Source organism: Halomonas sp. LBP4 (assembly GCF_003202205.1).
In the GTDB taxonomy this organism is placed as follows: domain Bacteria; phylum Pseudomonadota; class Gammaproteobacteria; order Pseudomonadales; family Halomonadaceae; genus Halomonas; species Halomonas flagellata.
This window is the reverse complement of the sequence record NZ_PDOG01000002.1, coordinates 302,308-315,833: the sequence shown is the minus strand read 5'-3', so window position 1 is coordinate 315,833 and position 13,526 is coordinate 302,308. Positions and strand designations below refer to the sequence as shown.

Here is a 13,526-nt window from a genome sequence, read left to right as displayed (position 1 = left end):
TGGCAATGGCTTACAGGGAATTGATCAATGAGCTCATCTGCTTTCATTCGCAAGAATTTTCGCCGTACCGCGCTGGCTTCCGTCGTTGCGCTTGGGGCTTTCGGGGCATCCAACAGCTTCGCCGCGGACGCTACAGCCACGGCGACGGGCACCGTCATCGAGCCCATCGCCATCACCAATGCTGGCAATCTCAACTTTGGCCAATTCGCCCGCGGCGACGGCGGTAGCGTGACCGTGGCCACCGATGGAACTCGAAGCACTACGGGACCGATTCTATCCACCACAGGTGATACCCCCGCCGCCGCCCAGTTCGATGTGACGGGTGCTGCTGATGCCACCTACAGCATTGCCTGGTCAGGTGATACATTGCTGACCGACTCGGTGAGTACTGAAACCATGGCGCTGGAAAAAATCAGTGATCTTACCGCTGGCGGTGCCACCACGGGTGAAGTGGCGGTGGGTGTCCTCGGCACCGGGGGCACCCAGTCCATCTATTTGGGTGGCACGCTGACAGTGGCTGCACTTCAGGCTGCCGGGACCTATACCGGCAGTGTGACGGCAACGGTAGAGTACAACTAACCGTTCACTGGCATGTCGAGCCGGGTGCCAGACCGGCGAAGACCAGGGTGGAGCCATGCAAAGCGCTTTCAGAGGCTCGACCGCTGGTTTGGCACTGACATTGGTTAGCGCCTGCGTCATTTCCGCCAACGTCGACGCACGCAGCGCGACCGGTCGTGTCAGTGCTTCCGTCACGGCTCCCGTCACCATCGGCGGTACCCTCCAGGTCGTCTCCACTAGCGCCTTCGTCAGCGGCACGACGGGGGATCTGATCATACGCCTTCCGGGAGCAGGCCCATCCGGGGTGGATGGGGAGGATGGTGGTCCTCGTCCCTCTGAAACATCCGTCTCCGTGGCCGTCGTGCCTGAGGGCTGCACTAAAGCCATCGGAAGCCTGGCCGACTGCCTCATGGCCAGGGCCGATGATGGGATGCTCGAGGGAGACCCGGTCAGCGGTCTTGGCGTCGAGGCTGTCGAGAGTGACCAATCCGGAATGACCGATGTCAGCGTCACTGTGCTCTACAACTAGACAACTAGGCCAACATCACCAGAAACCGGGGGCATTGCGATGAGACATGGTTGTCCAAGGATCACGGCTGGTGTTGTCCTGGCAATTCTTCTTTTGGCTGGCAAAAGCTGGGCGGTGGATATCGAGATCCAGAATACCCGGGGATTGTCGTTCGGCAGCTTCGTGGCCGGCAGTGGCGGTTCGGTCGCGGTCAGCCCCAGCGGCGTGCGCAGCGCGGGCGGCGATGTATGGCTGATCCCCTCGAGCGAGGGCCTTGCCGCCGAGTTTACGGTGTCGGGCGATGCCGAGGCGACCTATACGATCCAGTTGCCCGGCAACGATTTCGTGAAACTGACGGGCCCGGGCAGCGACATGGTCATCAACGACTTTACCAGTGCCCCTTCCGGGGCCGGCGGCCAGCTGAGTGCGGGCGGGTCCCAGGCCCTGACGGTCGGGGGAACACTCAACGTCGGCAGCGCCCAGGCACCGGGCGATTACGCCGGTACCTTCAGCGTGACCGTGAACTACAACTGATGCATCGCGAGCAACACCTCTGGATGGCGCCCATCATGCCTTGTGCCGTCCGGTGCTCCCGAAAAAAGCGATAAATGGATTCCGCAATGATCCCCGAGACCTTGCCCCAGAAAGCCCCAGCCATGACATTCCTGTGCCGCTTCACCCTGTGCGCCCTGCTGCTCGTGTTGCCGGCGAGCCAAGCGCTGGCCCAGTTGATGCTTTATCCGACCCGAATCGTCTTCGAGGGCAACCAGCGTTCGGCCCAGCTGGAACTGATCAACAATGGCAACGAGAGTGCCACCTATCGCATTTCCCTGGTCAACCGACGCATGAGTGCCACCGGCGGTTTCTCCGAAGTTGACGAGCCTTTGCCGGGTGAACAGTTTGCCGATACTCTGCTGCGTTACTCGCCGCGCCAGGTGACCCTCGAGCCCGGCGCCGGGCAGACGGTCCGCATCATGGTGCGCAAGCCTGCCGATCTGGCGGCCGGCGAGTATCGCTCGCACCTGCTGTTCGCACAACAGCCCGAGACCCGGGGCCGTCGTAGCATCGAGACCCGTGGCTCTGCCGCCGATGATGAGATAGGCATCCAGCTGACGGCGCTGATCGGCGCCTCCATCCCGGTGATCGTGCGTCATGGCGGCACAGACGTTAGCGTCTCGCTGACCCAGCTCGAGCTTCAGCGATCATCGAACGGGGCGCCGCTGCTTGCGCTGCAGATGGAGCGTAGCGGTACGCAGTCTGTCTACGGCGATCTGACCGTCAGCTTCACCTCGAGAAATGGTGCCGAACAGGTCATCGGCCGCGCCAATGGGGTGGCGGTCTATACCCCCAACCCCCTGCGCCGAGCGCGCATTGCCCTGCAACCGCCGAGTGGCCTACCCCTCAGCAATGGCACCCTGCGCGTCACCTACCGGGAACAGGCGGAGGACGGCGGCAGGCTGCTGGCCGAGGCGGTGCTATCGCTATAGTTTCCTGGCGCTATGCCGCACGGATATGAGATCCGCTACCGCCCACCGGGCCAGTCAGTTGGCCGTGCTGGCGTTATGGCTCGTGCTGCTGGCCTACGCCTCAGTCCTGCCGGCCCAGGAGCCGGCCAGGGAGCCGGAGTTCCTGCTGCTGGAAGTGCGCCTGGACCAGTCCGTACTGTCCGGCGCCATCCCTGCCTATGAGGCCGGTGAGCATACCCTGCTGCCACTGGGCGAGCTGGCAAGATTGCTGACCATCGCCATCCAGACCCAGCCCCGGGAAGGCTCCGCCAGCGGCTTTATCCTCAGCGAGGATCGCGGGTTCAGCCTGAACCTGGACAACGCCAGCGTTACCCGGGCCGGGAATACCGAGACCTTCGATCCGGCGCTGGTGCTGGCGGAACCGGACGATATCTACGTTGCGGTGTCCCTGCTCGAACACTGGCTACCGCTGGCACTCGAGATCGACCGTGCCAGCCTCTCCCTGCGCGTTCATGCCCTCGAGGCATTGCCCCTGCAGGCCCGCCTCGCTCGGGAACGCCTCGGGGATCGTGCCGGAACGCGTGGCGGCTATGAGGATCCCGGCTATCCCCGCCACGAGCAGCCGTACCGGCTGCTGAGCATGCCGTTCGTCGATCAGACGTTGACCACCGAACTGCGGCGCACCAATGGCAGCCCCCAGAGCGACGCGGCCTATACCGCTTACCTCACGGGGGATCTGCTGGGCATGGAGTCCTCGCTCTACTTTTCCAGCCGCCAACAGGACCCTTCGCCGGAAGTGCGGGCCACGCTCGGGCGCCACGACCCCGACGGAAACCTGCTGGGCCCGCTGCATGCCCGATCTTTCCGATTCGGTAGTCACTCGACCTCCAGCGTAGAAAATATCACCCGCGGTATCAGGGGCGAGGGGGTGACGTTGAGCAATCGCCCCCTGACACGGCCCACCAGCTTCGACCGCCAGGCGTTCGAGGGCGACTTGCCGCCGGGGTGGGACGTGGAACTCTATTACAATGATGCCCTGGTGGGCTTTGCGCGGCCCGATGCCGAGGGCCGCTATCGTTTCGACGACCAGCCCCTGAGCTATGGCCGCAATGACTTCCGGCTGATCTTCAACGGCCCCCTGGGCCAGACACGGGTAGAGCAGTACAGTTTCCCTCTGGATCAATCCATGGTTCGCCCCGGAGACTTCCAGTACAGCGTGACCGAGCACCGGGACGACGACGGGCAATCCCGAACCATCGCCCAGTTCGACCTGGGTCTCGCGCGCTCGCTGACCGCCTCGGCCGGGCTGATCCGGGCACCGGCGGGCGGGGACGAGGAACTCTATACCACCCTGGGGGTACGGACCTTCTGGCAGTCGCTGAGTCTCGGCGGGGGCGTTGTCCAGGCGAAGGACGGTGGTTCACTGGCCGAGCTCGGTGTCCAGACCCGTATCGGCGGCGTGGCCGTGGACGCGAGTCGCATCCACCTGACCGATTTCACCAGCGAGGTGTTTCCCGCCGACAGCGATCCCATTCGCAGCCATGATGAGCTTCGACTCAGCGGCTCCCTTCCGCTGACGTCTCGCTCGCGCATGCCCGTAACCCTCGCGGCCACGCGGGACGAGCGGGAGTCCGGCAGGGCCAATACCGAGGTCAGCGCCCGTGTTTCCGCTTATGTGCATCGCACGGCCCTCACCAACACCCTTCGCTGGCGCGCCTCCGGTGACATCGAGCACGCCACCGGCAGCCTGCAGGTCAGCCGCCGTGTTCGCGATATGAGTTTGCGCAGTCAGATCGATTACCTGCTGGGCTCTGAGCGTGACATCTCCTCGTTGGCGCTCTCCGCCGATAAGTATCTGGCAGACGGCTATCGCGGGACCCTGGGCATCGCCCACACCTTCGCGTCCCCCGAAACCCGTTATACCGCCGGCTTTACCAAAAGCCTGGGCCGCTTCGGGCTGGGCGTTAATGCCAGCTACGTCGACACGGGAGAGATCGCTCTAGGTGCGCAATTGTTTATTGCCATGGGCCGGGATCACCGGCGCTCCGACTGGCGATTCGATGCCCGGCCCATGGCGAACAGCGGCGCCGCTTCCGTGCGCGTGTTCATGGACGACGATCACAATGGCGTAATGGACGCCGATGAGGAGCCGCTGCAGGGTGCTGGATTCATGGTCAACGGCGGCAGGCACCAGGCCCGCACGGATGCGGCGGGCATTGCCCATATCGACCACTTGCCGGTGAAACAGCATGTCGACATCGGGATAGACACCTCGACGCTGATAGACCCGCAATGGGCGCCAGCGATCGAAGGATTGAGGCTGGTGCCGCGCCCGGGCAGCGTGGCCAGCCTGGAGTTCCCGGTGCGCATGACCACAGAAATCGATGGCACGGTCTATCTGCTGGAGGATGGTGTCGAGCGCGGTATCGGTGATCTGAAGCTGGAACTGCTGAACGACCAGCAAGAGGTAGTGGCCCGGACAACAAGCAGCTGGGACGGTTTCTATATTGTGCCAGGGGTAATCGCCGGCGATTACCGGTTGAGGCTCTCACCGCAGCAACTGCAACGCCTGGGCCTGACGGATACTGGCACAAGGGAGCTGACCGTGTCAGGCGATGGCTCCTTCATCAGCGGTGTCGATCTGAGGGTATTGCCATCATCGCCAACGGCGTCGACTCAGTACTCGAGGCAGGTCTTGCCGAAGTGACGGCCGGACTCCTGGTGGCGAAAGGCATCGGCGATCTCGTCGAGCCCGCCGGGGACCTTCAGTGTCACGACTTTCATTCATCGCCTCCTTGTCGTCCGGGAAGCGTCACCGTCTGCGCCTCGCCACCGTAGCCGTGTTCCTGGTCGCGCCCCTGGACGGTCACGCTGTCAATCTCGGCGGGAATCTCCACGCCGGCGAGCCGCCGGGTGAAGGGCTGCTCGCCGGCATGGTGGTGCAGCAGCTCGCGCACGCCGAGCTCCTCGTCGCCGGGCCCCAGCACGCGGAAGGCATCCGCGTAGCGCGACGGCGAGTCGTAGGGCGACGAGAGGGTCACGTCGAAGTCGAAGCTGTTCTCGCCGGCCTCGGTCACCTCGACCCCGACCACGTCGGGAAAACGCTGGGCCTCGTCGGCCGGGGCAAGGCCCGCCACCGAGAGCGCCAGGCCGGCCAGCATCACCTTCGCGGCTCGCATGGTGTCACCTCCTGATGGTGTGGTTCGTCTACCCTGCTCAGCGGTCGTCGCGCGCGTCAGGCTCCGCCCCCTGCCCACTCGTGCAGCTGCCAGTCGTTGTCGGTGATCGCCTCCCCGCCGTTCGGCGTGACCCGCACGGTGTCGCTCAGGCCGATGCCCCACTCGCCCGGCAGGCGCAGGCAGAGCGGCAGGTGGAAGACCATGTCGGCCGCGAACTCGCGGTGCTGGCCCCGGGCGATATAGCCGGTGCCCTCGACCCAGCTGGGCGGGAACTGGGCCCCCACCGCGTAGCCGAATACCCCGGAGTGGAACACCCGGTCGGCGTGGGGCGCCAGCACCGCCTCGGCGGCCCGGGCGGCGGCGTCGAAGCTATGGCCCGGGCGCATCTCGGCGCACAGGGCCTCGTAGATGGCGCGGCAGACATCGCGCAGCGCCTGCATCTCCGGGCTCGCCCGGCCGGCCACGGCGGTACGCATCATCGGCGCGGTGTAGCGCTGGAAGGCGGCGCCGAACTCCAGGAACACCGGCTCGTTCTCGGCGATCACGTTGCGCTTGTGGTTGACGTGGATGACGCTGATGCGGCGGCCGGCGGTGACGATGGGCTGCAGGCTCATGAACTCGCTGCCCGCGGCCAGCAGCGCCCGGCTGCCTTCCGCCGCCACGGCGTCGTCGGTGATGCCGGGTTCGATGATCGCGATCGCCGCCCGCAGCCCTTCGGAAGTGAGCCGCGCGCTCTCGCGCAGGCAGTCGAGCTCCGCCGGCGACTTGACGATACGGATGCGGTCGAGCAGTTCGCCGCCGTCATCGCGGAAGCGCCCGGCGCCGAGGCGCGCCTGCAGCTCGCGGATCAGCCCATGGCGCAAGCCGGTACCGAAGGCATCCAGGCCGATGGCATGAAACGGCGCCAGCGTCTCGGTCAGCGGCTCGATCACCTCCTCGATGCCCTCCCAGCGGTAGCCGAGGATCTCGTCCACCGAGGCGGTGACCACCGCCGGACCGGTCTCGATGGAGGGCACCTGCAGCACCAGGCGATCGGAGGAGACCACCAGGCAGGTGTGCACCGAGACCTCGAAGGTGTGGTAGCCGGTCAGGTAGAAGATGTCGGCGGGATCGGTGAGCAGCAGTGCCTCGAGCCCCGCCGCCCGCATGGCCTGGCGCACGCGCCGGCGGCGAGCCTCGAACTCGGCGGGGGAAAAGGGCAGCTCGCTTTCGGCGAGCTGCTCGGCGAGGGCGTGGCGATAGGCATGATGATCCATGACGCGCTCCGGCAAGGGGGAAGCCATCTCGGGAAGACTCTCGCCAGTGTAGCCATGACTCGCCCCATGCCGCCCGGACAGGGAGCAAAATATCCCTGTTCGCGTCCGGTGCGGTTTCGTAGAATCCAGCCTCGTGTTAGACGCAACAGGACAACGATATGGGTAGGGCCTTCCAGAACCGCAAGGAATCCATGGCCAAGACGGCCGCCGCCAAGACCAAGGTGTACAGCAAGTACGGCCGCGAGATCTATGTGGTCGCCAAGCAGGGCGGCACCGATCCCGCCGGCAACCTGAGCCTGCGCGGCCTGATCGAGCGCGCCAAGAAGGACCAGGTGCCCAGCCACGTGATCGACAAGGCGCTGGACAAGGCCAGCGGCGTCGGCGGCGAGGACTTCTCCCCGGCCCGCTACGAGGGCTTCGGTCCCGGCAACTGCATGGTCATCGTCGACTGCCTGACCGACAACCCCAACCGCACCTTCGGCGACGTGCGCGCCTGCTTCAACAAGGCCAAGAGCAAGCTCGGCACGCCGGGCAGCGTCAGCCACATGTTCGACCACTGCGCCATCCTCGCCTTCGCCGGCAACGACGAGGAAGCCACCCTCGAGGCGCTGATGGAGGCCGATGTCGACGTGACCGACATCGAGAACGAGGACGGCCTCATCACCGTCTTCGCCCCCCACACCGAGTACGCCAAGGCCAAGCAGGCGCTGCTCGACGCCTTCGGCGAGCTCGACTTCGAAATCGACGAGATCCAGTTCGTGCCCCAGACCATGACCCCGGTCGAGGGCGACGACGTGGCCATGTTCGAGAAGCTGCTCGACAGCCTCAACGACCTCGACGACGTGCAGAACGTCTTCCACAACGCCGAGTGCTAAGGCGACAACCGCTCGCCTTCCCGGCGGCCCGCCATCGGGCGCCGGGAAGGGTCTTCGAGGCCGCGGATGCGCCGGCCGAGGTCTACTCCCGGGCGGCCACGGGAATCATCAGGTGCTGATAGTCCGTCCCCTTCCACATCACATAGGGGCCGCCGCTGTGCGGATCGGTGGGGAAATTCTCCAGCAGTTCCGCCGGGGCAATCAGCATCAGGTGCGGTCCCTCCTCGATCCACTCGTTGTCATCGGTGGGCCCCTCGGCATAGGGATCGACATTGCTGGCGCCCTCATCACCCGACAGCATGTACGCCACGCCGATCGACTCGGCGGTGAACGGTTCCTCGTTCTGCCAAGCCTGCGCCCACTCCATCCATAGCTCGTCGAGACACATCGGCGCGGTGCCCGAAAGCACCGGCGGTGTCGGCATGCAGGTAAAACCGTTGGAGCCCTCCTGCAGGACATTGCCCTCCCAGTCGACCACCCTTGCCCCTTCCTGCATGCCCGGCCAGGCGGCACTCAGGGCATCTGCCTTCAGGTCCGTCTCGGCCAGCACAGTACCGGAACCGGCCAAGCTCATCAGCAGGATAGCCAGGGTGCCTGTGCCCGTGCCCACCCGTCCTTTCATACCCGTGTAAGTTTTCACCGCCTTCCCCTTCTCGTTGGTGGAGTGCCTGTCCACGAGTCCCTTCCGACCTAAGCGGCATCACCGCCCCGGTTCCCGACAAGCCCTCCTCGACCCTCCGGATGCCCGCCTGACCAACCCGCCGGGCAGGCAACATAGTACAGCCCCATCCCGCCGGCGCCTCCAGGAAAAGCGACGAAACGCGCCGGGTTCATGGGAAAAATCAGGCACGAGCATGAGGCGCTCGATGCACCGGAGCTCGGGCAATACCAGGTCCCGCGTCTGCACATCCGGTTCACCGCAGCCCCGCCTCCTCGCGCAGGAAGGCATCGATCCCCGCCGAGTAGTCCGGTTCGCTGTCGAGGGAACCTGTGTTGTGGCCGCCGCGGATCTCCAGCAGCCGCTTGGGCTCGCCGGCCGCCGAGAACACCGCCAGGCCCTCGCCGAAGGGAATGATCTCGTCCTCGCGGCTATGGATCACCAGCAGCGGCGCCGCGATGCGTGTGACGTAGGCTTCGGTGTCGTAGTAGAAGCGCACCAGCCAGCGCGCCGGGAGGAAGGGGTAGAGCCGCTGGGCAAGCTTGGGCACCGAGCGAAACGGCGATTCGAGGATCACCGCGGCCGGCGATGTCTCGCCGGCCAGGGTGCTGGCCAGTTCCGCCGCCACCGCCGCCCCCAGTGAACGGCCGAACAGCACGATCTCGCCGGGGTCATGGCCGGCCTCCATCAGCCAGCGCCAGCCGGCGCGGGCATCCAGCGCCGTGCCCGCCTCGGAGGGGCGGCCCTCGCTGCGCCCGTAGCCGCGGTAGTCGAGGATCAGCACCGAGAGGCCCAGCCGGTGGAACTGCCGGATCGACGCCAGCCGGTGGGAAATATTGCCGGCATTGCCGTGGAAGAACAGCAGGCCGCCGCGGGGCTCGTCCGCCGGTATCCACCAGGCGTCCAGGCCCACGCCATCCTCGGTCGACAGCGTCACCGGCTCCCAGGCCAGCCCCAGGTCCGCCGGGGTGCCGACATGCTCGCGCCCCATGTGCGGCAGGTAGAGCAACCGGCTCTGGAAGCCCCAGGCCAGCGACACCACCAGGGCATAGACCAGCACCAGCCCGACAAGAAAACGCAGCAGCATGGGACCTCCACTGGGGGCATGCCCTCAAGCTAGGAGCCGGAGGGGGCCGACAGGCGCCACGGTCAGCGCGGCCCGGCGTCCCGGTCGCAGCCCATCACCCCGCCCTTGGCCCAGTTCTCGCCGTCGACCTCGCTGAAGAACACCTGCACCGACTCCTCACTGGCACCATAGACCTCGGCGAAGGCCTCGGTGATACGCCGTGCGAGCTCGCGCTTCTTCTCGACGCTGCGGGGAAACTGCTGGATGGTGACGATGGGCACGCTCGGCTCCTCTCGTGAACGGTATGTCTGGAATCCGCCACGATAGCAGGAAACCCGCCGAGGGGGCGGATCTCCGAGGCGCCGGGGTGCGGCAACGCTCAGGGCTGGCCGATAAAGGCCCGGTAGGCCTCCCAGGCGTCCTCCACCCCCGCCTCCAGGAAGCGGGCGCCGTGCTCGATGCTGGCCAGCGACGGGTCCGAGCCCATTCGGCCGTCTGGGAAGCGGCGGCGGAACTCGTCGGCATCGCACTGGGCGCTGCCCGTCGGGGCGACCTGCGGCGACATCGGCACCTGCTTCACCGCTTCCGGCCTGGCGAACCAGGAGAGCGACACCTCCGAGGCGGTGGCGTGGCTGCCCTCGGCGTCGCCGTACAGCGACTCGGCCAGCTCGCGTCCCCGCCGCCCGGCGAACCAGTTGAACAGGGCCAGCTCGAGCTCGCCACTCTGGCCCTGCAGGCTGCGCTCCGCCTGGACCTCGGCGAAGGCCGCGTTCACGGTGGCGATGTTGCCGCCATGGCCGTTGAGGAAGAACACATGGGTGAAGCCGTGGCGCGCCAGCGAGACGATGGTGTCGCGCAGCACCGCGATCAGGGTGCTCGGCCGCAGGGTGAGGCTCCCCGGGAAGGCCAGGTGATGCTGCGCCATGCCGATGGCCTGGGTCGGCCCCACCAGCACGTCGTGCCGCTCGCCCAGCGACCAGGCGATCGCCTCGGGGCAGATCGCATCGGTGCCCACCAGGCCGTTCGGTCCGTGCTGCTCGGTGGAGCCGATGGGCACGATGATGCCCTTCGCGCGTTGGAGATAGGCCTCCACCTCCGGCCAGGTGGCGTGTTGCAGTCTCATGGGGCGGCTCCTCGATTGTCCGTCAAGCGATCCACCGATGATGCCAGATAGATGGACGCCGTGCCGGGTGCCGGCACGATGGCGCTACTCCGGAGCCTCCTCGTCGGGGGCGTCGCGGTACTCCATGCGCGACCAGAGGGGCCCCCGCAGGAGATCACACCCCTGCTGGCGCAGGTAATCGGCCTGCCCCCGGGTCGCCACGCCGCCGGCGATGACCTGCTGCCCCAGCTGGTGGGCCATGCCGATCATCGACCCGATGATCGCCTGGTGGTGGGGGGTGTCGAGGCAGCCGGCGATGAACGGCTTGTGGATCTTGATGGTATCGATCGGGAAGCGGTTGAGGTGCCCGAGGATCGAGTGTCCGCTGCCGAACTCGTCGACGGTCAGCCGCACGCCGAGCGCCTTGAGCCGCTCGAGCATGGCCGCGGCCCGTTGGGGAGCACGCATCAGGCCGCTCTCGCTCAGCTCGAGCTCGAGCATCTCGCCCGGCAAGCCGCTATGGTCCAGGACCTCGCCGACCCGGTCGACGATCTCGCCATCCAGCAGCTCGGCGGTCGAGACCTGCACCGCCACCCGCAGGTCGATGCCCGCCTCGATCCAGGCCTTGGCATGGCGACACGCCCTCGCCAGCACCCACTGGCCGATGATGGCCGCCTGCCCCGCCTCCTCGGCAACCGACATCCAGCGCGCGGATTCCATCGTGCCGAACTGGCTCGACTGCCAGCGCGGCTGTGCCGAGATGGCCACGACCTGGCCACTGCGTGCACTCAGCGTGGGCAGGTAGTAGAGCTCCAGCTCACCGAGCGGCAGGGCCTCGCGGAGTTCGCTACGCAGGGCGAGGCGATCGAAGTCGTCGTCGCGCAACTCGGGGGTGAAGACATGGTAGCGGCGACGACCGAGACGCTGGGCATGGCGCCGGGCGCGATTGGCATGACGCATCAGTTCGTCGACCGTACGCCCATGCTCGGGAAACAGGCTGATGCCGATACAGCAGCTCGCGACCACCTTGTGGCCACCCAGTTCGACGGGCTTGCTGGTCCAGTCGAGCAGGCGCTCGACGACCTTGAGCACCTCGTCCAGCGGCTCGATGCCCGGCAGCACCGCCATCATCTCATCGCTGCCGAGGCGACTGACGATCCCGCTGCCGCCCAGACAGCGCTTGATGCGCTGGGCGGTCTCGTGCAGGTAGTAGTCGCCCATCTCCAGGCCCAACGACTCGTTGATGGCCTGGAGCTGGTCGATGTCGACATGCAACACGGCCACCCTGCCCCGCTGGCCGGGAAGATCGGCGATGAGCTCCGCCAACCGCTGCTGGGCATGGCGGCGGTTCGTCAGGCCGGTCACCCCATCGTGAAGGGCGTGGTCGGCCAGCTCCATCAGCATCTCGCCGCACAACTCCTGCACCGCGGCCAGGTTCTGCTCGGCCTGCCGGCGGGAGGCGCGTTCGTGGTGGAGCGCCTGGACCTGCTGCTGCAGGCGGGAGACCTCGCGCAGCTGCTGCCGCGACTCCAGCCGGCTGTAGTGCTCGGCCGGCAAGACATGGGAGTGATGATCGCAGATGGCGTCGAAGGCCGCCTGATCCTCGGGCCGATCGAAATGCTGCATGGCATAGCCGCACAGCAAGGTCATCGGCAGGCGATGGCAGGCCGCGTGCCAGAGCGCCTCCAGCCGCACCGCCGCCTCGGCGTTGCCCCGGGCACACAGCAGGTTGACCAATTCGCCGAAGGCGCGGGTGGGCACGGGGCTGGCGGCCTCGATGCCGGCAAGCAGGTGCCGCTCGAACAGCGCCTCGACCGGCATGCCGTCGCGCATGATGGTCTCGAGGATGAGGTCGGCATCATATGCCTCGAGTTGCCCGCTCGACATGGCGGCGCCGGTGTCCAGGCCCGCGGCTTCCAGCCGTTGCAGCACGGCCGCCAGATGGGGTGGCGTCAACAGCACCAGCAGGCGTTCGCCGGCGTCGGCACCGGCCCGGAGGTAGTCGGCCACGACATCGGCAAGGAAGGTCTCGTCCGCGTAGAACTGGACGACATGATCATGAGGCTGGCACTGGGTCGCGACTTGCATGGGGTACTCTCACGGTGGCGAATCCCGCGCGATCAATCCAGCCGCCCTTTATTAGTGCTGACCATGCGACCTTGACCGATGCTGACGCGGAATCATTGCGACTCTCGTCAATAGCACGCCCCCTCGCCGGCGTCAAAAGCTGAATCGAGAATGCAATTTACATCAGGATCGGCGGGATGAGGCGTTGCCCTCGATCGGCGGGGAACGCACGACGAAGAGAAGGGGGGCACTTGCCCCCCTTCCCCGGTTTTGTCATGACATCATGGGCGTGACGGACTCAGGCGGTCTTCTTGCCCTCCTGGTGGGTCAGCACGAACAGCGACCAGGCGGCATCGCCACCCACCAGCAGACCCATGATGACGCTGTTCCACATCGCCAGCGTGACGCCGGCATACCCGAGCAGGAAGGGTGCGACGATCAGCGCAGCCCCCAGGGCAAGCAGGATCCACTCTTCCCACACCTGGGTCTTCCTGAGCACGGCGACGGCAAACACGATCACCGCGACGCCGATCAGCACCGGAACCCACATCACCATCCCGGCGTCGGTCATGGCATGCCCGAAGGCGAAGGGAGACGCCACCAACCAGGCACCGAACAACAACATCAGCCAATCACGCCAATGCTCCTTGATCTGCAAGGGTCTCATCTCGCCTACCTCCCAACCGATCACGCGGTTGACATCATCACGGGGCAGTCCGGGGGACTACGCAATTGTCATGGGGACGACCGCACGATTTTCAATCCCCCGGGGCAGATGCCGCCCCCTACCA

The 13,526-nt window shown here is 66.3% G+C and carries 14 protein-coding genes; 6 read left to right on the top strand and 8 right to left on the bottom strand.

Annotation, left to right across the window (positions count from 1 at the left end):
- The first annotated feature begins 27 nt into the window (after positions 1–27).
- The 5 genes from CR157_RS08475 (at position 28) to CR157_RS08455 (ending at position 5,239) form a co-directional block, all read left to right on the top strand.
- Positions 28–579, top strand: a complete 552-nt coding sequence (locus CR157_RS08475; protein WP_110283111.1) for a DUF4402 domain-containing protein — start codon at positions 28–30, stop codon at positions 577–579.
- 55 nt (positions 580–634) lie between these two features.
- On the top strand, positions 635–1,087 hold the full coding sequence (locus CR157_RS08470) for a hypothetical protein (RefSeq protein ID WP_110283110.1): 453 nt from the start codon (positions 635–637) through the stop codon (positions 1,085–1,087).
- Between the two features lie 114 nt (positions 1,088–1,201).
- Entirely contained in the window at positions 1,202–1,600 is a 399-nt protein-coding gene (locus tag CR157_RS08465) for a DUF4402 domain-containing protein (protein WP_181422009.1), read from the top strand.
- Positions 1,601–1,722: 122 nt separating this feature from the next.
- The gene (locus CR157_RS08460; protein WP_219999909.1) at positions 1,723–2,553 is read left to right on the top strand and encodes a fimbrial biogenesis chaperone; all 831 of its coding nucleotides are present in this window, start codon (positions 1,723–1,725) and stop codon (positions 2,551–2,553) included.
- Positions 2,554–2,797: 244 nt separating this feature from the next.
- Positions 2,798–5,239 (top strand): hypothetical protein, encoded by a 2,442-nt coding sequence (locus CR157_RS08455; protein ID WP_181422008.1) that lies wholly within the window; start codon positions 2,798–2,800, stop codon positions 5,237–5,239.
- Positions 5,240–5,312: 73 nt separating this feature from the next.
- Here CR157_RS08455 and CR157_RS08450 read toward each other — a convergent pair whose 3' ends face one another.
- Together CR157_RS08450 and CR157_RS08445 are read right to left on the bottom strand one after the other, a co-directional pair.
- Positions 5,313–5,711, bottom strand: coding sequence for a hypothetical protein (locus CR157_RS08450; RefSeq protein WP_110283107.1), 399 nt, complete (start codon positions 5,709–5,711; stop codon positions 5,313–5,315).
- 56 nt (positions 5,712–5,767) lie between these two features.
- Complete coding sequence (locus CR157_RS08445) at positions 5,768–6,967, bottom strand: M24 family metallopeptidase (RefSeq protein ID WP_110283106.1); 1,200 nt, start codon at positions 6,965–6,967, stop codon at positions 5,768–5,770.
- Between the two features lie 158 nt (positions 6,968–7,125).
- Between CR157_RS08445 and CR157_RS08440 the strand changes: the two genes are divergently transcribed.
- Positions 7,126–7,842, top strand: coding sequence for a YebC/PmpR family DNA-binding transcriptional regulator (locus CR157_RS08440; RefSeq protein ID WP_110283105.1), 717 nt, complete (start codon positions 7,126–7,128; stop codon positions 7,840–7,842).
- 82 nt (positions 7,843–7,924) lie between these two features.
- Here the strand turns inward: CR157_RS08440 and CR157_RS08435 are convergent, their stop codons facing one another.
- From CR157_RS08435 to CR157_RS08410, 6 genes are all read right to left on the bottom strand, one after another.
- A complete protein-coding gene (locus tag CR157_RS08435; protein ID WP_219999908.1) occupies positions 7,925–8,452 on the bottom strand; it encodes a hypothetical protein in 528 nt (175 codons plus the stop codon).
- A 304-nt stretch (positions 8,453–8,756) separates the two neighbouring features.
- On the bottom strand, positions 8,757–9,587 hold the full coding sequence (locus CR157_RS08430) for an alpha/beta hydrolase (protein ID WP_110283103.1): 831 nt from the start codon (positions 9,585–9,587) through the stop codon (positions 8,757–8,759).
- A gap of 62 nt (positions 9,588–9,649) precedes the next feature.
- Positions 9,650–9,847 carry a tautomerase family protein gene (locus CR157_RS08425; protein WP_110283102.1) on the bottom strand — a complete coding sequence of 66 codons (198 nt, stop codon included), beginning with the start codon at positions 9,845–9,847 and terminating at the stop codon, positions 9,650–9,652.
- Positions 9,848–9,945: 98 nt separating this feature from the next.
- The gene (locus CR157_RS08420) at positions 9,946–10,689 is read right to left on the bottom strand and encodes a creatininase family protein (RefSeq protein WP_110283101.1); all 744 of its coding nucleotides are present in this window, start codon (positions 10,687–10,689) and stop codon (positions 9,946–9,948) included.
- 84 nt (positions 10,690–10,773) lie between these two features.
- On the bottom strand, positions 10,774–12,756 hold the full coding sequence (locus CR157_RS08415) for a putative bifunctional diguanylate cyclase/phosphodiesterase (RefSeq protein WP_110283100.1): 1,983 nt from the start codon (positions 12,754–12,756) through the stop codon (positions 10,774–10,776).
- A gap of 277 nt (positions 12,757–13,033) precedes the next feature.
- Positions 13,034–13,402 (bottom strand): SPW repeat protein, encoded by a 369-nt coding sequence (locus CR157_RS08410; protein WP_110283099.1) that lies wholly within the window; start codon positions 13,400–13,402, stop codon positions 13,034–13,036.
- Between the last annotated feature and the right edge of the window lie 124 nt (positions 13,403–13,526).